At 57.9% G+C, this 20,705-nt stretch carries 18 protein-coding genes and 1 pseudogene; 6 read left to right on the top strand and 13 right to left on the bottom strand.

Going from position 1 to position 20,705, the window contains the following annotated elements:
• Positions 1-36: 36 nt before the first annotated feature.
• A complete protein-coding gene (locus tag QRN38_RS11080; protein WP_081025558.1) occupies positions 37-1,794 on the top strand; it encodes an anti-phage dCTP deaminase in 1,758 nt (585 codons plus the stop codon).
• A 599-nt stretch (positions 1,795-2,393) separates the two neighbouring features.
• Here the strand turns inward: QRN38_RS11080 and QRN38_RS11075 are convergent.
• Positions 2,394-3,305 carry a hypothetical protein gene (locus QRN38_RS11075; protein ID WP_057419372.1) on the bottom strand — a complete coding sequence of 304 codons (912 nt, stop codon included), beginning with the start codon at positions 3,303-3,305 and terminating at the stop codon, positions 2,394-2,396.
• Between the two features lie 253 nt (positions 3,306-3,558).
• Between QRN38_RS11075 and QRN38_RS11070 the strand changes: the two genes are divergently transcribed.
• The 3 genes and pseudogenes from QRN38_RS11070 to QRN38_RS11060 all read left to right on the top strand — a co-directional run.
• Positions 3,559-5,052, top strand: coding sequence for a YifB family Mg chelatase-like AAA ATPase (locus QRN38_RS11070; protein ID WP_032645598.1), 1,494 nt, complete (start codon positions 3,559-3,561; stop codon positions 5,050-5,052).
• A 117-nt stretch (positions 5,053-5,169) separates the two neighbouring features.
• Positions 5,170-6,033 (top strand): type III secretion system major pilin HrpA, encoded by an 864-nt coding sequence (locus tag QRN38_RS11065; protein WP_057418716.1) that lies wholly within the window; start codon positions 5,170-5,172, stop codon positions 6,031-6,033.
• A gap of 17 nt (positions 6,034-6,050) precedes the next feature.
• Positions 6,051-6,134 (top strand): annotated as a pseudogene (locus tag QRN38_RS11060) (magnesium chelatase subunit ChlI family protein); the annotation flags it as partial.
• Positions 6,135-6,224: 90 nt separating this feature from the next.
• On the opposite strand, the gene QRN38_RS11055 reads toward QRN38_RS11060, so the two are convergent.
• The gene (locus QRN38_RS11055) at positions 6,225-7,532 is read right to left on the bottom strand and encodes a CitMHS family transporter (protein WP_005769588.1); all 1,308 of its coding nucleotides are present in this window, start codon (positions 7,530-7,532) and stop codon (positions 6,225-6,227) included.
• Positions 7,533-7,831: 299 nt separating this feature from the next.
• Here QRN38_RS11055 and QRN38_RS11050 point away from each other — a divergent pair, with 299 nt between their 5' ends.
• The gene (locus QRN38_RS11050) at positions 7,832-8,230 is read left to right on the top strand and encodes a GFA family protein (RefSeq protein WP_057418718.1); all 399 of its coding nucleotides are present in this window, start codon (positions 7,832-7,834) and stop codon (positions 8,228-8,230) included.
• Positions 8,231-8,456: 226 nt separating this feature from the next.
• Here the strand turns inward: QRN38_RS11050 and QRN38_RS11045 are convergent, their stop codons facing one another.
• The 6 genes from QRN38_RS11045 to exbB all read right to left on the bottom strand — a co-directional run bounded on the left by QRN38_RS11045 (position 8,457) and on the right by exbB (position 15,172).
• Complete coding sequence (locus QRN38_RS11045; protein ID WP_005769583.1) at positions 8,457-9,854, bottom strand: aminoacyl-tRNA deacylase and HDOD domain-containing protein; 1,398 nt, start codon at positions 9,852-9,854, stop codon at positions 8,457-8,459.
• Positions 9,855-9,940: 86 nt separating this feature from the next.
• A complete protein-coding gene (gene recG / locus QRN38_RS11040; protein WP_057418715.1) occupies positions 9,941-12,016 on the bottom strand; it encodes an ATP-dependent DNA helicase RecG in 2,076 nt (691 codons plus the stop codon).
• Positions 12,017-12,027: 11 nt separating this feature from the next.
• On the bottom strand, positions 12,028-12,951 hold the full coding sequence (locus QRN38_RS11035; RefSeq protein ID WP_003377961.1) for a hydrogen peroxide-inducible genes activator: 924 nt from the start codon (positions 12,949-12,951) through the stop codon (positions 12,028-12,030).
• A 92-nt stretch (positions 12,952-13,043) separates the two neighbouring features.
• Positions 13,044-13,790: an energy transducer TonB gene (locus tag QRN38_RS11030; RefSeq protein ID WP_005613236.1), complete on the bottom strand. Its 747-nt coding sequence runs from the start codon at positions 13,788-13,790 to the stop codon at positions 13,044-13,046.
• A complete protein-coding gene (gene exbD / locus QRN38_RS11025; RefSeq protein ID WP_005613239.1) occupies positions 13,787-14,212 on the bottom strand; it encodes a TonB system transport protein ExbD in 426 nt (141 codons plus the stop codon). Before exbD ends, QRN38_RS11030 begins: the two co-directional genes overlap by 4 nt.
• A 3-nt stretch (positions 14,213-14,215) precedes the next feature.
• Positions 14,216-15,172: a tonB-system energizer ExbB gene (gene exbB, locus QRN38_RS11020; RefSeq protein ID WP_007246518.1), complete on the bottom strand. Its 957-nt coding sequence runs from the start codon at positions 15,170-15,172 to the stop codon at positions 14,216-14,218.
• A 210-nt stretch (positions 15,173-15,382) separates the two neighbouring features.
• Between exbB and QRN38_RS11015 the strand changes: the two genes are divergently transcribed.
• Positions 15,383-16,231, top strand: a complete 849-nt coding sequence (locus QRN38_RS11015) for an SDR family oxidoreductase (RefSeq protein ID WP_057418714.1) — start codon at positions 15,383-15,385, stop codon at positions 16,229-16,231.
• A gap of 48 nt (positions 16,232-16,279) precedes the next feature.
• Here the strand turns inward: QRN38_RS11015 and QRN38_RS11010 are convergent, their stop codons facing one another.
• The 5 genes from QRN38_RS11010 to gmk all read right to left on the bottom strand — a co-directional run bounded on the left by QRN38_RS11010 (position 16,280) and on the right by gmk (position 20,699).
• Positions 16,280-17,017: a lipoprotein gene (locus tag QRN38_RS11010; RefSeq protein ID WP_003377974.1), complete on the bottom strand. Its 738-nt coding sequence runs from the start codon at positions 17,015-17,017 to the stop codon at positions 16,280-16,282.
• 54 nt (positions 17,018-17,071) lie between these two features.
• The gene (ridA, locus tag QRN38_RS11005) at positions 17,072-17,452 is read right to left on the bottom strand and encodes a deaminase RidA (RefSeq protein WP_005769574.1); all 381 of its coding nucleotides are present in this window, start codon (positions 17,450-17,452) and stop codon (positions 17,072-17,074) included.
• Between the two features lie 25 nt (positions 17,453-17,477).
• Complete coding sequence (gene spoT / locus QRN38_RS11000; RefSeq protein WP_005769571.1) at positions 17,478-19,583, bottom strand: bifunctional GTP diphosphokinase/guanosine-3',5'-bis pyrophosphate 3'-pyrophosphohydrolase; 2,106 nt, start codon at positions 19,581-19,583, stop codon at positions 17,478-17,480.
• Positions 19,584-19,643: 60 nt separating this feature from the next.
• Positions 19,644-19,907, bottom strand: coding sequence for a DNA-directed RNA polymerase subunit omega (gene rpoZ, locus QRN38_RS10995; protein ID WP_002551500.1), 264 nt, complete (start codon positions 19,905-19,907; stop codon positions 19,644-19,646).
• Positions 19,908-20,054: 147 nt separating this feature from the next.
• On the bottom strand, positions 20,055-20,699 hold the full coding sequence (gene gmk / locus QRN38_RS10990) for a guanylate kinase (protein ID WP_003377979.1): 645 nt from the start codon (positions 20,697-20,699) through the stop codon (positions 20,055-20,057).
• Positions 20,700-20,705: the final 6 nt, after the last annotated feature.

Below are 20,705 nucleotides of genomic sequence, written 5' to 3'. Positions count from 1 at the left end.
CCTATAATATTTAAATAATACTTCAAGGAAATGAAGATGGCCGCGCCCGCCCCCAAGGAACGAATTGCTAAAAGTGCGGATGCGAAATCCTCCACGACAAGCATGCGTCAACGCATCGAAGGTCGCCGTACAGATGAGATAATCATCGCCTTTTGCGGGCCGGTTGGCTGCAATTTGGCAGATGTCATTCGTTCGATACGGATTCAATTTGAGGAATACGGGTATATCATTGAACATGTAAAGGTCAGTGGTATCATTCGGAATCACTTTAAAACTCATGGCCTACCGTTCGAACTGAAACATCTCTCCGTAGATATATCCTCAGGTAAGGAGCGGTATACAACGCTTCAAGACCTCGGTAATGCGCTTAGAAAAAAGCATGACCCGCCGATTCTTGCGGCTTTGGCCATGCAGGAAATTGCAGTCAAGCGCACCATCGCAAAAGGCTCAACTGGCAAGGCCCCGAAAACTGTTTACATCATTGACCAGCTAAAACATCCAGAAGAGGTCGAACTATTCAAGCTCGTCTATGGAGACATTTTTTATCTCATTGGCGTCCTCAGTCCTGAAAAAATCAGATTCAACTACCTGACGCGCACGGAAAGAATTCCTAAGCACGAAGCGCAGTACCTCATTGACCGTGACCGGAACGAACTGAATGCGACTCACGGGCAAAAGCTAGAGAAAACGCTTCAACTTGCTGACTTCTTTATTCGTAATAATCAGGACTCGGTATCGAATCTCACCGCTCCCTGTCAGCGATTTGCCGCGTTGGTGCATGGAAAAAATGGAGTTACACCGACCACAGATGAGTCGGGCATGTATGCTGCATACTCCGCTTCGCTCAAGTCTGCATGTCTTAGCAGACAAGTAGGTGCAGCCATCGTCAACAAGGAAGGGAATGTTATTTCTCTTGGCTGGAACGATGTGCCGAAATTTGGTGGAGGCCTCTACACATCGGACAGTGCTAACGATCAACGGTGTATATTTCACGGTGGTAAGTGCTACAACGACATACACAAATCTCATCTCATTGATGACATTGTGGATATCGTTAGCAAAAAAGTGGCTGTCACCGAAGAAATCAAAACTGAGCTTGCTCGACTGATCCAAAAAGAGACCAGAGCAGGGTCAATCATCGAATTCTCCCGAGCTATTCATGCGGAAATGGAAGCTATTCTTGGATTAGCCCGCTCTCAAGGGAATTCAACTGACTCTTGCGTCCTGTACACGACAACGTTTCCTTGCCATAACTGTGCTCGCCACATCATCGCAGCCGGAATCAAGCGGGTTGTCTACATTGAACCATATGAAAAAAGTCTTGCATTAGATCTGCACGAGGACGCCATCACTACCGATGCCTGGACTCCAGACAAAACATTGTTTGAGACGTTTTCTGGTGTACCGCCGAGCAAATACGCAGCCTTCTTCATGTCTAGAGGTGACAAAAAAGATAGGACTGGTCAGGCTGTGGACATCATCAAGACAGATGCCTTGCATATCGGAACCCAGTATCTTGACCCGTACCAGACTATAGAAGGAAAGGTTGTTCAGGACTTGTTAACTAAGGTTGGCATGTTCACGCCACCACCATCAAACCCTGGCGGAGCTGCCACACCTCCAACCTGGCCTACGCCGAACGTGCCAAATGGCCTTAGTGGCCCATCTAATCCTTTCTCTTCGGGACATCAATCGGCGAATGGGCCTCAACCGTCACCATTACCGATTCCGTCAGCGCCTCGACCACCGCCACCACCCACACCAGAGCCGCCCGAACCAGAACCAGCGGCGTAAAGAAAAGTCTCGCAGATCGCGGGGCTTTTTTATGACAAGATCACAAATCATATAGACTTCATGGTTGCATTTAGCACCCATGACCAAATATCCACTTATCTTGCCTGCGAAACCTTTCCAACGCCGGAGCCGGCCTGACACATCAAATCTAGCTTAAGCGCACTCCAATACATCGTACTGCCTAGATAGCGGCTCATTCTGGAAAAGTTCGACTATCCGCCACTGCTCGAAAAGTTGATCGGATGACACCTCCAAATTACCGTTTCCTATCTTTGAACGGATTAGACCTGAGATATAACTAGTAACATCGAAAGCTCTCATTGGAAAAACTCTAGCAGACATAAAATTCGTCAACTTCATAAATTTTCTGAGCACCATCAAAATCTAAACATGAGCAACGCCATTGAAAAAAGAAAATAACACACTACTAACTCAGAAAATCTCACATTTAAATTTTTTACAGAAGACAAAAACTAACAATAAAATATACTTAGACACCTACACCATTTATCATCGACAAATATCCCGACATATCTTTCCCTTAAGCTTTTATAGCAAAATGCAGACCTTTTCGCAATGGCATTCCCTCTTGCGCGGCCTTACCGGGAGTTAAAACTCTCACATCCTTCTAACAACTCAGCACCCTTTTTATAGCCAGGATCAAGAGATAGTATCCCACTATAAACACTTTTGACTAGCCCCCCTGAACAATGGGCTTGGGCAGCGGCCTCAACTCCAACTTTCAAAGTATTGCCCAACGTCGTGGTTACCAAAACAAACGCTGGTACGAAAAGCAACGGCGTCAACGCTTTGCGCCACCCCATCTTGAGCCCCGTGGAGTACTTACGAATTAGAAAGTAGAGCTCTGGAGCGTCCGCCTTGTCAGTGATACGCAACCATTGGATCGCAGCGATATCTTGGGCCAAGAATGTATGGTTATGGGCCTTATCGAATGGTGCTTTTCCGCTAGAGGCCATTGCTTGCAACTCGAGCAATTCCTCCCGCAAGACTTCTAACCCACCATATTGGTCAAGCACGTCCTGATAAGACTTATATCGGTACACTACCGGAGCGGTTACTTTGAACAGCAGCAAGAAGACGAACAGTGTCAAACCGCTAGCCCAGTATAAATAAACCGTGAAAGGAATTTGCTGTTGCATACCTGCGCTTGTGGCGATGGAAACGAGCATAGGAACAATGCTAAATACAGTGATTAAAAATTGGGCTGGCTTACTATTAGCAACCAAAGCGAGAACATCCCAAGATTCAAACGCGGAAATCACTTTGGTTGATCGCAACCGGATGTAGAAGATAAAGAACGATACTACACAGGCAATGCCATACCAGCAGACAGGTATAGGTTTTTCGAGCGCGAGGGGGATAATAATGGAAGCAGCAAATGTGATAGCAATGGCGATAGCGAGAGCTAGAATTCCATCGTAAAGCTTACTGCGCAGTGAGTTGGCGCTATACAGGGATGTACTGGACGTTACTTGATCAGCCATGGTCATTTAGAGCTCCTTGGGTTGGATGAGATCATTCAAAAAGGTTTTGAGCTAGGGAATCAGCAACCAGGCACGGCCAATTGCCACCCTGCGTGCATTATGTGTGATGGGGCGACAAGGAGCATCATTAAAATGATTTTTCTGTGCTAGGCAGATGGTCGATCCAAGGGACCCTCACACCCTGTATCCATTCCCCACCCACCCTCGCCCCCCAAATAAAGCACCATACCCGCCCATCGCCTCTATCAAGGAATGATCCATGTCGCTGGCCATCGTCCATAGTCGTGCCCAGGTCGGGGTGGAAGCCCCGGCGGTTACTGTTGAAGCGCATCTGACCAATGGCCTGCCGGCCCTGACGCTGGTGGGGTTGCCGGAGGGCGCGGTCAAGGAGAGCAAGGACCGGGTGCGCAGTGCGATTCTCAATTCCGGGCTGGATTTTCCGGCGCGGCGTATCACGCTCAACCTTGCGCCGGCTGATTTGCCCAAGGATGGTGGTCGTTTTGATCTTGCGATTGCGCTGGGTTTGCTGGCGGCCAGCGGGCAGATACCGCTGGTTGCGTTGCAGGATGTTGAATGCCTGGGCGAGCTGGCGTTGTCGGGGGCGATTCGGCCGATTCAGGGGGTGTTGCCTGCTGCGCTGGCGGCGCGTGCGGCGGAGCGGACGTTGATCATCCCGGCGGTGAATGCCGAGGAGGCTTGCCTGGCGTCCGGGTTGCGGGTGATTGCGGTGAGTCATTTGCTGGAGCTGGTCGGGCATTTCAACGGGCGCACGGTGATCGCGCCTTATCAGTCCAGCGGCTTGCTGCATCAGCCCAAGCCTTATCCGGATTTAAGCGAGGTGCAGGGCCAGACTGCGGCGAAGCGTGCGCTGGTGATTGCCGCTGCCGGGGCGCATAACCTGTTGTTCAGCGGGCCGCCCGGCACCGGCAAAACACTGCTCGCCAGTCGCCTGCCGGGGTTGTTGCCGCCGCTGGATGAGCAAGAAGCGCTGGAGGTGGCGGCGATTCAGTCGGTCGCCAGCCAGATACCGTTGACCAGTTGGCCGCAGCGGCCGTTTCGCCAGCCGCATCACTCGGCGTCTGGCCCGGCGTTGGTGGGCGGCGGCAGTCGTCCGCAACCTGGCGAGATCACCCTCGCCCATCACGGCGTTCTATTTCTTGATGAGCTGCCGGAGTTTGATCGCCGTGTGCTGGAGGTGTTGCGTGAGCCGCTGGAGTCCGGGCATATCGTGATTTCCCGTGCACGGGATCGCGTGCGCTTTCCGGCGCGGTTTCAGTTGGTGGCGGCGATGAACCCGTGCCCCTGTGGATATCTCGGTGAGCCAACCGGGCGCTGTCGTTGTTCCACCGAGCAGGTGCAGCGCTATCGCAACAAGCTGTCCGGCCCGTTGCTGGACCGGATTGACCTGCACCTGACGGTCGCCCGCGAGGCTACGGCGCTCAATCCTGACCCGACCACCAGCGAAAACACCGCCAGCGCTGCCGCAGTGGTTGCGCAGGCTCGCGCACGCCAGCAGCAACGTCAGGGCTGCGCCAATGCGTTTCTCGATCTGCCGGGGCTGCGCCAATATTGCGCGCTGTCGAGCACCGATGAACGCTGGCTGGAAACAGCCTGCGAGCGCCTGACGTTGTCGCTGCGCTCAGCTCATCGACTGCTGAAAGTGGCGCGCACCTTGGCAGACCTGGAGCAGGTGGACGCGATCACTCGCAGCCATCTGGCCGAGGCGTTGCAGTATCGGCCTTCGAGTAATTGAACACCCTCAGACGTAAAACTCGCCACCCACGATCAAGGCGGCGACGAGCCTTTATATATCAGTGAGGAACTCATTACCGCGAATCGCCACTCAGCAGCGATAAAGGGAGATTACTCAATGAACATTACGCCGCTCACGTCAGCCGCGGGCAAGGGCTCGTCCGCACAAGGCACAGACAAAATTTCCATTCCCAACTCCACGCGCATGATCAATGCCGCGTCAATCAAGTGGTTGAACAAGGTGCGTAGCGCCATCAGTGACCACATCCGCACCAGCATCGAGAAAGGGAAACTGTTCGAGCTCGCCTCCTTGGGCAGCAACATGTTCGGTGTCCCGGCTCTTTCAGCGCGCCCCTCGACGCTCCAACCTGTGTTGGCGTTTGAGGCTGACCCCAATCACGACCTGAACCTTGTCAGGGTCTATATGCAGGACAGCGCCGGCAAGCTCACTCCCTGGGACCCGACGCCCAACGCGGTCACGACGACGTCGAATCCATCAGAGCCTGATGCGCAGAGCGATACGGCTTCGTCATCATTACCTCGGCGGCCTCCCGCAGGCTCGGTGCTGAGTTTGCTGGGCATTGCGCTGGATCACGCGCAACGCCACAGTCCTCGCGCGGACAGGTCTGCCAAGGGACGACCTGGCCGAGAGGAGAGGAACGGGGCAAGGTTCAATGCCAAGCAAACAAAGCCGACAGAGGCTGAAGCCTACGGTGATCATCAGGCACCTGATCCTGATTTGACCAGGCCAAAAGAGACAGCTCAACGCGTTGCTGAAAGCATAAACAGCATGCGAGAGCAGCAAAATGGAATGCAACGCGCCGAAGGGCTTCTCAGAGCCAAAGAAGCGTTGCAAGCTCGGGAAGCCGCGCGCAAGCAGCTTCTGGACGTGCTCGAGGCCATCCAGGCTGGCCGCGAAGACTCCACCGACAAGAAGATCAGCGCCACTGAAAAGAACGCCACGGGCATCAACTACCAGTGAGCTGACATCGGCGATAAAGGCGCCTGAACGTAGCGCGTGCCCTGGCGGATCTGGAGCAAGTGGAGGCGATCACTCGTAATCATCTGGCCGAGGCGTTATAGCATCGGCCTTCAAGTATTCGAACACCTCAAACGCAAAACTCGCCGTCAACGTTCAAGTCGACGGCGAGCTTTTGTGAGCGCTTGCGAGGCTTACATGCTGCTATAGAACGGGAAGATCCCCATCAGCAGCGCCGCAACCAGGATGCACATGCACACCAGAACCGCCCATTTCAGAGTGAAGCGCTGGTGGTCGCCGAACTCGATACCGGCCAGAGCAACCAGCAGGTAAGTCGAAGGCACCAGCGGGCTGAGCAGGTGGACAGGCTGGCCGACGATCGAAGCGCGGGCCATTTCAACCGGGCTGATGCCGTAGTGGGCAGCGGCTTCCGACAGCACCGGCAGTACGCCGTAGTAGAACGCATCGTTGGACATGAAGAAGGTGAACGGCATGCTGACCAGCGCGGTGATGACGGCGAGGTAAGGGCCCAACGCGTCCGGGATCACTGCCAGCAGGCTTTTCGACATCGCGTCGACCATGCCGGTGCCGGTCAGAATACCGGTGAAGATACCCGCTGCGAAGATCAGGCCGACCACCGCCAGAACGCTACCGGCGTGAGCCGAAACACGGTCTTTCTGGTCCTGCAGGTTCGGGTAGTTGATGATCATCGCAATGCTGAACGCGATCATGAACAGGACCGGCAGTGGCAACAGGCCCATGATCAGGGCGACCATCAGTGCGAGGGTCAGTGCGCCGTTGAACCAGATCAGTTTTGGACGGCGGGCATCCGGGAACTGCGAGACGCTGATTTCGCTGTGATCGACTTCATCGCCTTTAAGATGCAGTTCGCCAAGACGAGCGCGTTCGCGTTTGCCGTAGAAGTAGGCAATTGCCAGAATCGCAACCACACCGGCCAGCATGGCGGGGATCATCGGTACGAAGATATCCGATGCATCGACATGCAGGGCGCTGGCCGCACGAGCGGTCGGGCCGCCCCAGGGCGTCATGTTCATCACGCCACCGGCCAGAATGATCAGACCGGCCATGATGCGCGGGCTCATGCCAACGCGGCTGTACAGCGGCAGCATGGCGGCCACGCAGATCATGTAGGTGGTTGCGCCGTCACCGTCGAGGGACACCACCAGCGCCAGCACAGCAGTACCGACCGAGATGCGCACCGGGTCGCCTTTGACCATTTTCAGGATCTTGCGCACGGCCGGGTCGAACAGGCCGGAGTCGATCATCAGCGCAAAGTACAGAATGGCGAACATCAGCATCACGCCGGTCGGCGCAAGCTTGGTAATACCAGCGAGCATCATCGGGCCGATCTGCGCGGCAAAGCCGCCGAACAGGGCGAATATGATCGGGACCAGAATCAGGGCGATCAGCGCAGTCAGGCGCTTGCTCATTATCAGGTACATGAACGCAATGACCATGGCAAAGCCAAGGAAAGTCAGCATGGGAGTACTCCAGACGTAATACGGCTACAAAACGATGAAATGAACGAGTCAGCTCAGCGGGAGCGGTACGTGGAGTGGGGGCGCAAGAGGGGTGCACATCAAGAAATCAGCAAGCATCGGAATCACCATTATTGTTGTTAATTGGGCCTGAAACACGTTGGAGTCCGTTCCTGGCTACCCGGTCTTTTTGCCGGAAGTGAGGCGATGCTAATGGCCCAAGCTTTCACCGACCTTTCAATCGGCAGTTGCGCAAATTTTATTGTCACAAGGGTTATGGCCCATGAACGAGAGCAATGCGGATGAGCGAGATACACGCAGGTGGCTGTCATTGCGGCAGGCTTCGCTATCAGTTCGATGCGCCGCTGAAGGACATCGCGCACTGTCACTGCTCCATCTGCCGGCGCACCTCGGGCGCAACCGTCGTGACCTGGATCAGCGTGCCGCTGGCCTCATTCAAATGGCTGACAGGAAGCCCGGCCGCTTACGATTCTGCTGCAACCTGCGTGCGCTATTTCTGCGGCAACTGCGGCGCGCACATGGCACTGTTCACGCGCAACAGCCCGAACGAAATCGACGTGACCATCGCAACGCTCGATCAGCCCGAACTGGCCGTGCCGTCTCGCCATATCTGGATAGAGAACAGATTGCCATGGCTGCATCTGGATGAGGATTTGCCGGGGGATGAGGGTGAGCCCTGACGTTCAGTTTTCCACAGTTCTGGTTTGATTCTGGCCAAAAGCTGAAGGAGTGGCCTGAGCGACTCGGTGCAACAGAAACAACCTGGGTGGCCGGTTTCAGGGCCGCTTCGCAGCCCATCGCAGCCGTCGTAAGCTCCTGAGGCTCCCACGCTCTACAGGCAGAAACACCGTTTTCAAGCGCCTCAGGAGTGGTGGATAACGTCGGCACTGCCCAGCAGGCCACCATCTACTTACTGAACTGCGACGCCAGCTCGCGCAGCAAGACCTCTGCCTCCAGCACTTTTTTCACTGATTCATTGGCTTTTTCGCGGCTCAGGCCCAGTCGGTCGAACAGCTCGTCCGGGATCTCCTGTTCCGGCCCGGCACCTACGCCGTTCGCCCGCAACAGGCGTACCGCCAGGTACACCAGGTTGGCGTAGGCATAATGCTCGCCGGCGTAGTGCGGGTCGTGCTGAAAGCGCAGCGCGGTGGAGAGTTCGTCCGGCATGTCCCAGTAACGCATCAGCCAGGCACCGATCTGCTCACGGCTGATGCCCAGCAAGTGATGCTCGATGTAACTGTGGTGCAGGTGCGGATTGACTTCGAGCTGTCGGCAGATCAGCGTGAAGTGCGGCGGGAACACGTGAGCCAGCAGCAGATAACCGAAGTTGTGCAACAGGCCGGCGAGGTAGCTCAGACCACCTTCAGGGCGCTTGGCGCGCGGTATGGCGCGGGTCAGGCCTTCGATGACCGCTGCGGTGTAGATCGATTGCTGCCAGTAAGGCGTGGTCTGTTGCGGCTGATCCTTGGGCAGGCTGAGGGTCTTGCCCAACGCCAGGCCCAGCGCCAGGTTGATGACCAGATCGAAACCCAGCACGCGAACGATGGCATCTTCGACCGAGCGAATCTTGCCGGTCGATGCGTAGTACGGCGATGCCGCCCAGCTGACGACCTGTGCCGCCAGTGCAGGGTCGGTTTCGACCACGCCGGTGATGTCGTCGATGGTTGCATCAGGATCGACCCGCAGCTTGATGATCTTCTGTGCGGTGCCGGCCAGCGGCGGGATCTCCAGGGTCGCTTCCAGTCGCTGCTGGATGCGGCGCGCCGTGAAGGCGCGCATGGCCTGGGTAATTTCTGCCGGATCATCATCAGGACGATCAAGGTTCGGATGGATCGCTGCCACGGACTGGCCGAAGTGCGCAGCGCTGGCCTTGCTCAACATGCCTTTGAAATCGTCACTGCTGATTTCCAGCAGCAGGCCCGCTTCGCCCGAACCCACCAGCAGTGTCGGCTCTTGCAGCAGGCGATCGTCGTAAAGGCACGGTGAACTGGTCAACGCAGGAAGACCCGGCAAGACCTGCAGGCTGTGTTTGGTGAGCATGCGCGCCAGCCGATCATGGGGCACGGCAGTCAGTTGGCGTCCGGTCAGCTCGGTGATGCGGCTCAGGTCGAGCAACTGGCTCTGCGGGAACAGGATAAGCAAGGCGCCGACAGCGTCTTCAACCAGCACAGCCTGAACCTTGCGCGCCGGAGGCAGACTTTTGTCGTCCATGACTTCGTTATAGCTGATGGCCAATTTTTCAAGCAACTGCCGAATCACGGGCGGTGCATGGTGAGAATCATTGACGTGGGCAACTTCTGTCATGGGCTTTGTCCAAATTCCTACATTTTTTGAAGTATAACCACGTTATTCGTTTTCGGTCGCACGCGGTTTCCAAAGCGTAGCCTGCATCACACCTGGCCATACTGCTGGCCATGACGAAGCCATCGGTCCAGTAGCGGGCTGACATGTTGCGGCCAACGCTCGAGCAGCGCCTGCGCTGCGTCGCGTACGGCCGGGAGCAGGTCGGCGTCGCGCATCAGGTCGGCGACCTTGAATTGCAGCAGGCCCGTTTGTCGGGTTCCGAGCATTTCACCAGGACCGCGCAGTTCGAGGTCTTTTTCCGCGATGATAAAACCGTCATTGGTCTCGCGCATGATGCCCAGCCGTTGCCGCCCGATCTGTGAAAGTGGCGGGTGATAGAGCAACACGCAGTGACTGACGGCACTGCCGCGTCCGACGCGTCCACGCAACTGGTGCAGTTGAGCCAAGCCGAGACGCTCGGGGTTTTCGATGATCATCAGGCTGGAATTCGGCACATCGACACCGACCTCGATCACCGTGGTCGCCACCAGCAATTGCAGCGCGCCCTGCTTGAATTCAGCCATGATCGCGGCTTTTTCTGCGGGCTTCATGCGCCCGTGGATCAACCCGACGCGAACCTCGCCCAAAGCACTGGTGAGTTCTTCGTACGTCGTTTCAGCAGCCTTGCAGGTCAGTTCTTCGGACTCTTCGATCAGCGTGCAGACCCAATACGCCTGGCGCCCCTCGGCGCAGGCGGCGCGGACGCGTTCGACGACTTCCAGGCGGCGGCTGTCGGCGACCAGCACCGTATTGACCGGCGTTCGGCCGGGCGGCAGTTCGTCGAGAATCGAGGTGTCCAGGTCAGCGTAGGCGCTCATGGCCAGCGTGCGCGGGATGGGCGTGGCAGTCATGATCAACTGGTGTGGGCACATCAGGCCGCCAACACCCTTCTTGCGCAGCGCCAGACGCTGCTGAACACCGAATCGGTGCTGCTCGTCGATGATCACCAGTGCCAGATTCTTGAACTGCACTTCGTCCTGAAACAAGGCGTGAGTGCCGACCACCATGGGGGTGCCCGTAACAATCTGCTCAAGCGAGGTCACACGCGCTTTACCCTTGAGCTTGCCGGCAAGCCACGCCACATCCACGCCAAGTGGTTCGAGCCAGCGCTGAAAGTTGATGTAATGCTGCTCGGCCAGAATCTCGGTCGGCGCCATCAGCGCCACTTGATAACCCGCTTCCAGTGCCTGCAGCGCAGCCAATGCGGCGACCACCGTCTTGCCAGAACCGACATCACCCTGAATCAAGCGCAGCATCGGTTCGGGCTGGCTCAGGTCGTAGGCCACTTCCTTGCCGACACGCTGCTGCGCGCCAGTGGGCGCAAAACCCAGGTTGGCGAGAAATTGTTTCGGCAGTTTTTTCGCAACGGGCAGTGCGGGTGCACGCTGTGAACGCAGGCTTTCGCGCAGCCGTTGCTGAGAAAGCTGATGGGTCAGCAGCTCTTCGAAGGCCAGACGGTGCTGCGCCCAGTGATGCCCGAGCGCCAGTTCGTCCACGTCGGCGTCAGCGGGTGGATGATGCAGGTAGCGAATCGCGTCATCCAGCGGGGCCAGTTGATAGTCGCGGGCCAGTTCTTCCGGCAGCCAGTCCGGCAGGCTTTTCGGGCCAAGCATCGCGAGGCTCTGCTGACACAACTGGCGCAGACGCTGCTGAGTGAGGCCTTCGGTCGTGGGGTAGATCGGCGTGAGGGTCTGCTCGACCGGTGGCGGCTCATCGCCGGTGATCGCACGGTATTCCGGGTGGTAGATTTCCAGCCCGGAAGCACCGGGGCGCGCTTCACCGAAACAACGCAGGTGCGTGCCGCGCTTCATGCTTTCTTTCTGGGCATTGCTGAAGTGGTAAAAACGCAGACTGACGACACCGGTGCCGTCGCCAAGCCGCACCAACAGGCTTCGCCGCTTGCCCATCACCACATCGGCACCGCTCACGACGCCTTCGATCACCGCATCCTGACCGGGGCTCAACGCACCGATAGGTACGATGCGAGTCCGGTCCTGATAGCGCAGCGGCAGATGAAACAACACGTCCTGCAGATTTTCCAGACCAACCTTGGCCAGCTTTTCTGCCATCGCTTCACCGACACCTTTGAGTGCCGTGACCGATACCCTGGAAAGCTCGCTCATCTCTCTACTGCCTAGCTCGCGACGTTTTTCGGACGCGCAACCGAGCACAGACGTGCAGAGTCAGCGAGAATCTCGATAGCCTTCGGCCTTGGGAAGCTGGCACGCCACGCGATGGCGACCGTACGAAACGGCACGGGTGGCGTCAGCGGGCGGACTTCGATTACGCCGGGCGCATAGTGATGGCTGTCGACTGCCGACAACGGCAGGATCGAGATACCCAATCCGGAAGCGACCATATGGCGAATGGTTTCCAGCGAGCTGGACTCGACCGTCGTATGCCGGGCGCCTTCGTTGCCTTTACCCAGCGTAGGGCAGGCTTCCAGCACCTGGTCACGGAAGCAGTGGCCTTCGCCCAACAGCAACAGGCTCTTGTCATTGAGGGCCGAAGCATCGATGGTCTCTTTTTGAGTCCACGGATGGTCAGCAGGCATCAGGACAGAGAACGGCTCGTCGTACAGCGGCAGGGTCAGCACATCGGCTTCGTTGAACGGCAAAGCGATGATCACGGCATCCAGCTCGCCGTTACGCAGTTTGTCGCGCAGCACGTGGGTGAAGTTTTCCTCGATGTACAACGGCATCTGCGGGGCGACCCGGTGCAGTTGTGGAATCAGGTGAGGAAACAGGTAAGGGCCCACTGTATAGATCGCACCGACTTTCAGCGGAGCGGTCAGTTGATTCTTGCCTGCCTGGGCCAGCTCACGGATACCTTGAGCCTGCTCCAGTACTTTCTGGGCCTGGGCAACAATGCCTTCACCGACCGGAGTCAGGCGCACGGCGCTCTTGCTGCGCTCGAAAATAAGCACACCCAGTTCGTCTTCGAGTTTTTTGACGCCCACCGACAGCGTTGGCTGGCTGACGTGGCAGCGTTCGGCCGCATGACCAAAGTGCTGCTCTTGGGCGAGCGTAACGATGTAGCGCAATTCTGTAAGAGTCATAACGTGCGTCCATGAAGTTGCGACCCCAGCATAGCGGGTGCGATCGATAGACGCACGTTATCAGAAGCACTCATGAGTAACAAAAGTGCAATTCAGCGTTTATCCAGCGAATAAACGAACGGTGCGAGGATTTCAATGGTGCCGTTGTTGAGAATTTCCTTCGGCGGCTTGGGCAATGGTTGCGCACGACGGATCATTTCCATCGTTGCCCGATCGAGTGCCGGGCTGCCCGAGCTGTTGGCAATCGAGTAGGACAGTACGTTGCCATCAGCGTCCACGACGAACCGCAAACGGGCAACACCCTGCATACCGCGACGGCGAGCGTCTTCGGGATACTTCTTGTACTTGCCCAGATGACTCAGCAGGTCGCCCTGCCAGCTCGGCAATGCGGTGCTGGGCGGCGAAGGCGTAGGCGCTGGTGCCGGAGCAGCCGATTTTTCCGGTTTGGCTGTGCTCGGCGGTGTATCGACCGGCTTTTCGTCAGCAGGCTTTTCCTGAGGTGGCTCAGGCTTCTTCTGCGGCTTGGGCGGCTGCGGTTTTGGCTTGGGCTTCTCGACCTTCTTGGGCACCACGATTTCCGGCTTCGGCGCTTGCGCGACTTCCGGCATGGGAACCTGCTCTTCGGGCGCGGGCGGCTGCGGCGGCTGAACAACCTTTGGCGGTGGCGGCGGCGCTGGCTCGGGCAATGGCGCAAGCTCGACCATCATCGCTGCCGGCGGCAGCTCGATCGCCTGAGAGGCGGGCCAGCGAACGGCAACAATGATTGCGATAGCGTGCACGGCCAGCACCAACAACAGACTACCGCTATAGCGCGTCAGTTTCTGGCGCGTACTGATCATTTCTTACCAACCGTCTCAAGCCCGACCAGCCCGACCTTCAGGTAACCGGCACCGCGAAGCGTGTTCATGACGTCCATCAGGTCGCCGTAATCCACACCCTTGTCGGCCTGGAAGAAGATCGTCGTGTCCTTCTTGCCCTTGGTGCGGGCGTCCAGAACCTGGCCAATCTGCTCGCGGGCCACCTTCTCTTCGCCCAGATACAGGCTTTTGTCGGTCTTGACGCTGAGGAAGATCGGCTTCTCGGGCCTGGGTTGCGGCGTGGCGGTGGAAGCCGGCAGATCGACCTTGATGTCTACGGTGGCCAACGGCGCGGCCACCATGAAGATGATCAACAGCACCAGCATGACGTCGATGAACGGCGTCACGTTGATTTCATGGTTCTCGGCGAGATCATCGCCGCCCTCGTTAAGATGCAGGCCCACGTGTTAGCCCACCTTGACCATGTGCGGTTGTTGTTGATTGCGTTCGGCAGGCTCTGGCAGATGATCCAGATCGCGGCTGACCAGCAACAGCACGTGTGCCGAGGCGTCGGAGACCTGAGCCTTGTAACCGGCGATGGAGCGCGCAAACACGTTGTAGATCACCACCGCAGGAATCGCGGCAACCAGGCCCAGCGCCGTTGCCAGCAGGGCCTCGGCGATGCCGGGGGCAACGACGGCGAGGTTGGTGGTCTGGGTTTTGGCGATGCCGATGAAGCTGTTCATGATGCCCCACACGGTGCCGAACAGACCCACGAACGGCGCCGTCGAACCGATGGTTGCCAGCACGCCGGTGCCCATGCTCATGTTACGGCCACAGGCTGCTACCAGGCGCTCGAGGCGGAAGCTGACACGCTCCTTGATCCCTTCGCGTTCACGGCTGTTGGCCGAAAGGCGCATTTCTTCAAGCGCGTCGTGCACCAGCAGGTGGGCAAGCGTGCCTTCCTTGCTGGCGGTTGCGCTGGCTTCTGTCAGGGAGCGGGCTTTTTTCAGGTTGACGATTTCACCGCGCAACCGGCGCTTGGCGCCCAGCAACTCGAAACCCTTGGAGATCCAGATGGTCCACGTAATGATCGAGGCGATGGCCAGCCCGATCATGACGATCTTCACGACGATGTCGGCGTTCTGATACATGCCCCACGGCGACAGGTCATGTGCCATGCCCAGGCTGTTGTCTTCAGCCACTGGCTCCAGCGCCTGAACCGGTGCGGCGGCGTCAGGTGCAACAGGAGCCGCTGCCGCTGGAGCGGCGGAGGCTGCAGGGGGGGTGGTCGCTGGCGCCGATTGATCCGCGAGTGCCACGGGCACGAACATCAGGCTCAAGACAAGGGCTGCAATACCACGCCATGCACGAGGCAGGCGAGGCAGCTTGGTAGGCGAAGCGATTGATTGAATGCGTGTCATGCTGGCCGGACCTGAGAGAAAAATAGGGGGATGATTCCAGTGCGTCGTTCAGTACTTTCGACGCTCGCATGGAACAAATGGGCTGCCATTATTGCAAATCGTTCTTGTTAACAAAAGTAATACTGTATCTTTTTTACATATTTGCCCAAATGCCCGACCTTCAACGACCCTTTTGCAAGGTGCTGACACCGCCTTGTACGGAGATATCAAATGACTGCTCCTTCGCTTCTGATCGCCGGTTGTGGCGACATCGGTTCTCGACTCGCTACCCGGCTTCAGCCCCATGGCTGGGTTGTCCACGGGCTGCGCCGCACTGTTTCCGAGCTTCCGGCCGGGGTGATTGGCGTGGAGGGTGATCTGTTCGAGGCTCAGCGGCCCGCGCAGTGGCCCACTGCTGCGCTGGACTACGTGGTGTATTGCGCCACGCCTTCACAACGCGACGAAACGGGTTACCGGATGGCCTATGTGGAAGGCCTGCGTAACGTATTGAGCTGGCTTGAGCAGACGGGGCAGCGACCCAAACGGCTGATCTTTGTCTCAAGCAGCGGTGTCTACGGCCAGCAGAACGGCGAGTGGGTCGATGAGAATTCGGCCACCGAACCGGGCGGCTATACCGGAACGGTGATGCTTGAGGCCGAGCAGCTTGCGCTGAACAGCGGGTTGCCCGCCACGACCGTCAGGCTGACCGGCATTTATGGCCCGGGGCGCAGCGATCTGTCGAATCGTGTGCGCCAGGGGCACAGCGTGCGGGTGGACCCGCCTGTCTACGCCAACCGCATTCATGCCGATGACGCCGCCAGCCTGCTGGAACACCTGCTGCAAGCGGACTTGCGCGGTGTGGCACTGGAAAGCTGCTATCTGGGGGTCGATGATGACCCTGCCGCGCTAGGCGACGTGGTGGCGTGGCTGCGTGAGTATCTAGGCGTGACCGAATGGTCGGAGGATGTCAGCGTGCAGCGCGTCGGCAGCAAGCGTTGCAGCAATGCCAGGGCACGAGCCTTGGGATGGGCGCCGATGTACCCGGATTACCGGGCTGGCTATGCGGCTTTACTGGGGTAGAACGTTGATTCATGAGCGCCGTTGCAGGCGCTCATGAATATCAATTGGTTACTGCTGTTGCAGCAACCAGTGACGTGCGCCCGGACGCAATTCAGGCATCTGGTCTGGACCGGCATTGTTTACTGCCTGGAAAATCTCCAGTTGCTTGCCTTTGCGGGAGAAGATCCAAGGGTTGCCCTTTTCGGCCTTTTCCAGCCACATGCTGTCGTATTCGCCGCTCATGGCTGCACAATCGCCAGCCAGGCATAGCGCGAAACGATCATTTTCGGGAAGCCCCTGCACACTGCCATCAGGCATGAATTGCACGGTGCTGCCTTGGCCGTCGCCTTCAACAACGGTCCATTTGCCACCCATGTAAGCGCCGTACAGCGCTCTCTCAAAGCTGCTGCCCGGCTGGGCACCCTCAGGCGCAGGGTTCTCTGGCTTCTGGAAGTGTTGTTCCGGGCCAGACTCGCTGGCGGCTTGAACCAGGTCGCCGCCCTTTACGCTCAGGTCTTCAAAGAAGTTGCCGTAGAAGTCGATGTGCAGCTTGCCTTCGGCGGCACTGACAATCTTGCCTTCGCCCAGCTCGAAACCGTTGGAGTAGATAGCCTGATTGGCCTTGGAGTTGATTTTCCACTCCAGATTCGGGCCATTGGCGAGCAGTGCCTGACGCAGATTGCCTTGTTTGACGGCAGCGTCGATGGCGGTCTGGTTGATCCAGGTGCCGTCCGGGTTGCGGTCGGCGAGGCTGGCGCAGCCGCTCAAAATGACGGCGAGCAGCGAAATGACGAGCGCGGAACGCATAACGGATTCCTTCCTTCAGGGAGAACGGAGCGCGAAACACGCTCCGTCGGGGATTTATTCGATGACGAGAATCGCGTCCATTTCAACCTGCGCGCCACGCGGCAATGCCGCAACGCCAATGGCCGCACGCGCCGGGTACGGCTGCGAGAAGTAGGTGCCCATGATCTCGTTGACCTTGGCGAAGTGACCCAGGTCGGTCAGAAAGATGTTCAGTTTGACGATGTCCTTGAACGAACCGCCCGCGGCTTGCGCAACCGACTTCAGGTTTTCGAAAACCTGAGTGATCTGGGCTTCGATGCCTTCAACCAGCTCCATGGTGCTCGGGTCCAGCGGGATCTGTCCGGACATGTAGACGGTGTTGCCAGCTTTGATCGCCTGGGAATACGGGCCGATAGCCGCAGGGGCTTTGTCGCTGGTGATGACAGTCTTGGTCATGAAGAACTCCTGATGATTGGATTGCCTACGCGCGCATCCGGGTGATGCGTGTGACACCGGTCAAGGCGCGCAGTTTCTTGATCACGCGGGCCAGGTGCACGCGGTCGTGCACACTGACCACCAGTTGGACCACGCTGATGCGACCATCGCGTTCGTCCATACTGATTTTTTCGATATTGCCATCGGCTGCGTTGACGCTGCTGGCCAGCAAGGCGATCAGACCGCGCTGGTGCTCTAGCTCGACACGCAGCTCGACATTGAATTCGCCGGTGACGTCCTTGGCCCAGGACAGCTGGATGCATTTTTCCGGGTTGTGGCGGATTTCGCTGATATTACGGCAGTTATCCAGGTGCACGACCATGCCCTTGCCCGCAGACAAATGGCCGACAATCGGGTCGCCCGGGATCGGCGTACAGCATTTGGCGTAGCTGAGTACCAGACCTTCGGTGCCGCGAATCGCCAGCGGGCCTTCCGGGCTTGGCAGCTGCTCGCCTTCACCCAGCAAGCGGCGGGCGACGACATAGGCCATGCGATTGCCCAGGCCGATGTCTTCGAGCAGGTCTTCCAGCACCTCGACCCGATATTCATTCAGCACCAGTTGAATACGCTCTGGCGTGACCTTGTCCAGGCTGCATTCAAAGCCGTTAAGCACCTTGTTGAGCAGGCGCTCGCCAAGGTTGATCGACTCGGAGCGGCGTTGCAGCTTGAGCGCGTGGCGAATATGGGTACGTGCCTTGCCGGTGACGACGAAGTTCAGCCATGCCGGGTTCGGACGTGCGCCGGGGGCGCTGACAATCTCGACCGTGGAGCCGCTCTGCAGCGGCTCGGACAATGGCGCCAGTCGGCGGTTGATGCGACAGGCAATGCAGCTGTTGCCGACATCGGTATGCACTGCATAGGCAAAATCCACTGCCGTGGAGCCTTTGGGCAGCTCCATGATCCGGCCCTTGGGCGTGAAAACGTAGACCTCGTCCGGGAACAGGTCGATCTTGACGCTCTCGATGAACTCCAGGGAGTTGCCCGCGCGCTGCTGCATTTCCAGCACGCCCTTGACCCACTGCCGGGCGCGGGCGTGAGTGCCCTTGGGCTGCTCGTCATCACTGGATTTGTACAGCCAGTGCGCAGCGATGCCGTTATTGGCCATCTCTTCCATTTCGCGTGTGCGAATCTGGATTTCGATCGGTACGCCGTGCATGCCGAACAGCGTGGTATGCAACGACTGGTAGCCGTTGGCCTTGGGGATCGCGATGTAATCCTTGAATCGGCCGGGCAGCGGCTTGTACAGATTATGTACAGCGCCCAGCACGCGATAACAGGTATCGACCTTGTCGACGATGATGCGGAACGCGTAAACGTCCATGATCTCGTTGAAGGCCCGGCGCTTGCCGCGCATCTTCTTGTAGATGCCGTAGAGGTGTTTTTGCCGCCCGCTGACGTCGCCTTCGATGCCATCCACCGCAAGGCAATGGCTCAGGGACTCTTCGATCTTGTTGACCAGCTCCTTGCGATTGCCCCTGGCGCGCTTGACCGCCTGGTTGATTCGCGAGGAGCGCATCGGGTACATGGCCTTGAAACCCAGGTCTTCGAATTCGATGCGCACACTGTGCATGCCCAGCCGATTGGCGATGGGGGCGTAGATTTCGAGGGTTTCCTTGGCGATGCGACGGCGCTTTTCACCGGACAGGACTTCCAGTGTGCGCATGTTGTGCAGGCGGTCGGCGAGCTTGACCAGAATCACGCGGATGTCCCGCGCCATGGCCATGGCCATTTTCTGGAAGTTTTCGGCCTGAGCTTCGGCTTTGGTCTCGAAGTTCATCTGGGTCAGTTTGCTGACCCCGTCGACCAGTTCCGCGACGGTTTCGCCAAACTGCGCGCTGAGCGCTTCCTTGGCAATACCGGTGTCTTCGATGACGTCATGCAGCATCGCAGCCATCAGGCTCTGATGGTCCATGTGCATGTCAGCAAGGATATTGGCCACCGCAAGAGGATGGGTGACGTAGGCTTCACCGCTGCGACGGCGCTGGCCATCGTGGGCTTGTTCGGCGTAGAAATACGCTCGGCGGACCAAATTGACCTGGTCCTTGCCGAGGTAGGCCGACAGTCTGTCGGCGAGGGCGTCTATGCTCGGCAAGGCGCTACCCCCTGCCAATGGCTTTTACCCTGCGCCGTACTGCGTCGACCCGGCATAGGCTTAGACGGCCTCGTTGGACTCGTCCTCAAACGCTGCAAACAATGGTTCATCTTCAACGATTTCAGCTTCTGCGATTACAGCGTAATCCATCAGGCCCGCTGCGATTTCGCGCAGAGCCATAACGGTAGGCTTGTCGTTTTCCCACGCCAGCTTTGGTTCTTTGCCGCCGGTTGCCAGTTGACGGGCACGCTTGGTAGAGAGCATGACCAGCTCAAAGCGGTTATCCACGTGTTCTAGGCAGTCTTCAACGGTTACGCGGGCCATGGGTATTCCTCGTAGCAAATGCGGATGCGCGATGCCCGGATGGGCGAGCGGACTCGATAGTTTACAAGCGGACGGCACCCTGCATCAAGCGGCAAGCCACCAACGGTGTGTTTTTAACCTGCAACCTGTTGCATGGAAACGGCTCGATCAGGCCAGCAACTCCTGAAAAAGCTCGCTGTATTGTTCTTGCTGATGCTGCTGAGTCAGGCGATTTGCGCGAAAAATGGACTTGAGGTCTTCCAGCGCGCCGGCAAAATCATCGTTGACCACTACGTATTCGTACTCGTTGTAATGGCTCATTTCACTGACCGCTTCGCGCATCCGCGCTTCGATGATCTCATCGCTGTCCTGGCCCCGGTTGGTCAGACGCTGACGCAGCGCCTGCTGGGACGGCGGCAGAATAAAGATGGACCGCGCCTGCGGCATTTGCGTACGAACCTGCCGGGCGCCCTGCCAGTCGATTTCCAGAATCAGGTCGTGACCTTCATCCAGCGTCTGCTGCAGATGGCTCTGCGAGGTGCCATACAGGTTGCCAAAAACCTCGGCCTGCTCGAGAAAGTCGCCGTGCTCGATCATGCGCACGAACTCGGCACGATCGACGAAGTTGTAGTTCACGCCGTCCACTTCGCCAGGGCGCATGGCGCGGGTGGTGTGCGACACCGAGACGCGAATCTTCGCCTGCGCGCCGTGTTGAGGTTCTTGCTGGGCGTCCATCAAGGCTTTGACCAGACTGGTCTTGCCCGCGCCGGACGGGGCGGAAATGATGTAAAGGGTGCCAGTGATATGGGTCATGTCAGG

Origin of the sequence: Pseudomonas sp. CFBP2511, from assembly GCF_030209255.1 — a bacterium.
Lineage (GTDB): Bacteria > Pseudomonadota > Gammaproteobacteria > Pseudomonadales > Pseudomonadaceae > Aquipseudomonas > Aquipseudomonas avellanae.
Note: the sequence above shows the minus strand (reverse complement) of the source record. Positions and strands in the feature narration are given on the sequence as shown.

Bases quoted from the DNA above. Each gene is read 5' to 3' on its own strand.
- QRN38_RS11080 (WP_081025558.1), top strand. From the start codon at position 37: ATGGCCGCGCCCGCCCCCAAGGAACGAATTGCTAAAAGTGCGGATGCG.
- QRN38_RS11075 (WP_057419372.1), bottom strand. From the start codon at position 3,305: ATGACCATGGCTGATCAAGTAACGTCCAGTACATCCCTGTATAGCGCC.
- QRN38_RS11070 (WP_032645598.1), top strand. From the start codon at position 3,559: ATGTCGCTGGCCATCGTCCATAGTCGTGCCCAGGTCGGGGTGGAAGCC.
- QRN38_RS11065 (WP_057418716.1), top strand. From the start codon at position 5,170: ATGAACATTACGCCGCTCACGTCAGCCGCGGGCAAGGGCTCGTCCGCA.
- QRN38_RS11055 (WP_005769588.1), bottom strand. From the start codon at position 7,532: ATGCTGACTTTCCTTGGCTTTGCCATGGTCATTGCGTTCATGTACCTG.
- QRN38_RS11050 (WP_057418718.1), top strand. From the start codon at position 7,832: ATGAGCGAGATACACGCAGGTGGCTGTCATTGCGGCAGGCTTCGCTAT.
- QRN38_RS11045 (WP_005769583.1), bottom strand. From the start codon at position 9,854: ATGACAGAAGTTGCCCACGTCAATGATTCTCACCATGCACCGCCCGTG.
- recG (WP_057418715.1), bottom strand. From the start codon at position 12,016: ATGAGCGAGCTTTCCAGGGTATCGGTCACGGCACTCAAAGGTGTCGGT.
- QRN38_RS11035 (WP_003377961.1), bottom strand. From the start codon at position 12,951: ATGACTCTTACAGAATTGCGCTACATCGTTACGCTCGCCCAAGAGCAG.
- QRN38_RS11030 (WP_005613236.1), bottom strand. From the start codon at position 13,790: ATGATCAGTACGCGCCAGAAACTGACGCGCTATAGCGGTAGTCTGTTG.
- exbB (WP_007246518.1), bottom strand. From the start codon at position 15,172: ATGACACGCATTCAATCAATCGCTTCGCCTACCAAGCTGCCTCGCCTG.
- QRN38_RS11015 (WP_057418714.1), top strand. From the start codon at position 15,383: ATGACTGCTCCTTCGCTTCTGATCGCCGGTTGTGGCGACATCGGTTCT.
- QRN38_RS11010 (WP_003377974.1), bottom strand. From the start codon at position 17,017: ATGCGTTCCGCGCTCGTCATTTCGCTGCTCGCCGTCATTTTGAGCGGC.
- ridA (WP_005769574.1), bottom strand. From the start codon at position 17,452: ATGACCAAGACTGTCATCACCAGCGACAAAGCCCCTGCGGCTATCGGC.
- rpoZ (WP_002551500.1), bottom strand. From the start codon at position 19,907: ATGGCCCGCGTAACCGTTGAAGACTGCCTAGAACACGTGGATAACCGC.
- gmk (WP_003377979.1), bottom strand. From the start codon at position 20,699: ATGACCCATATCACTGGCACCCTTTACATCATTTCCGCCCCGTCCGGC.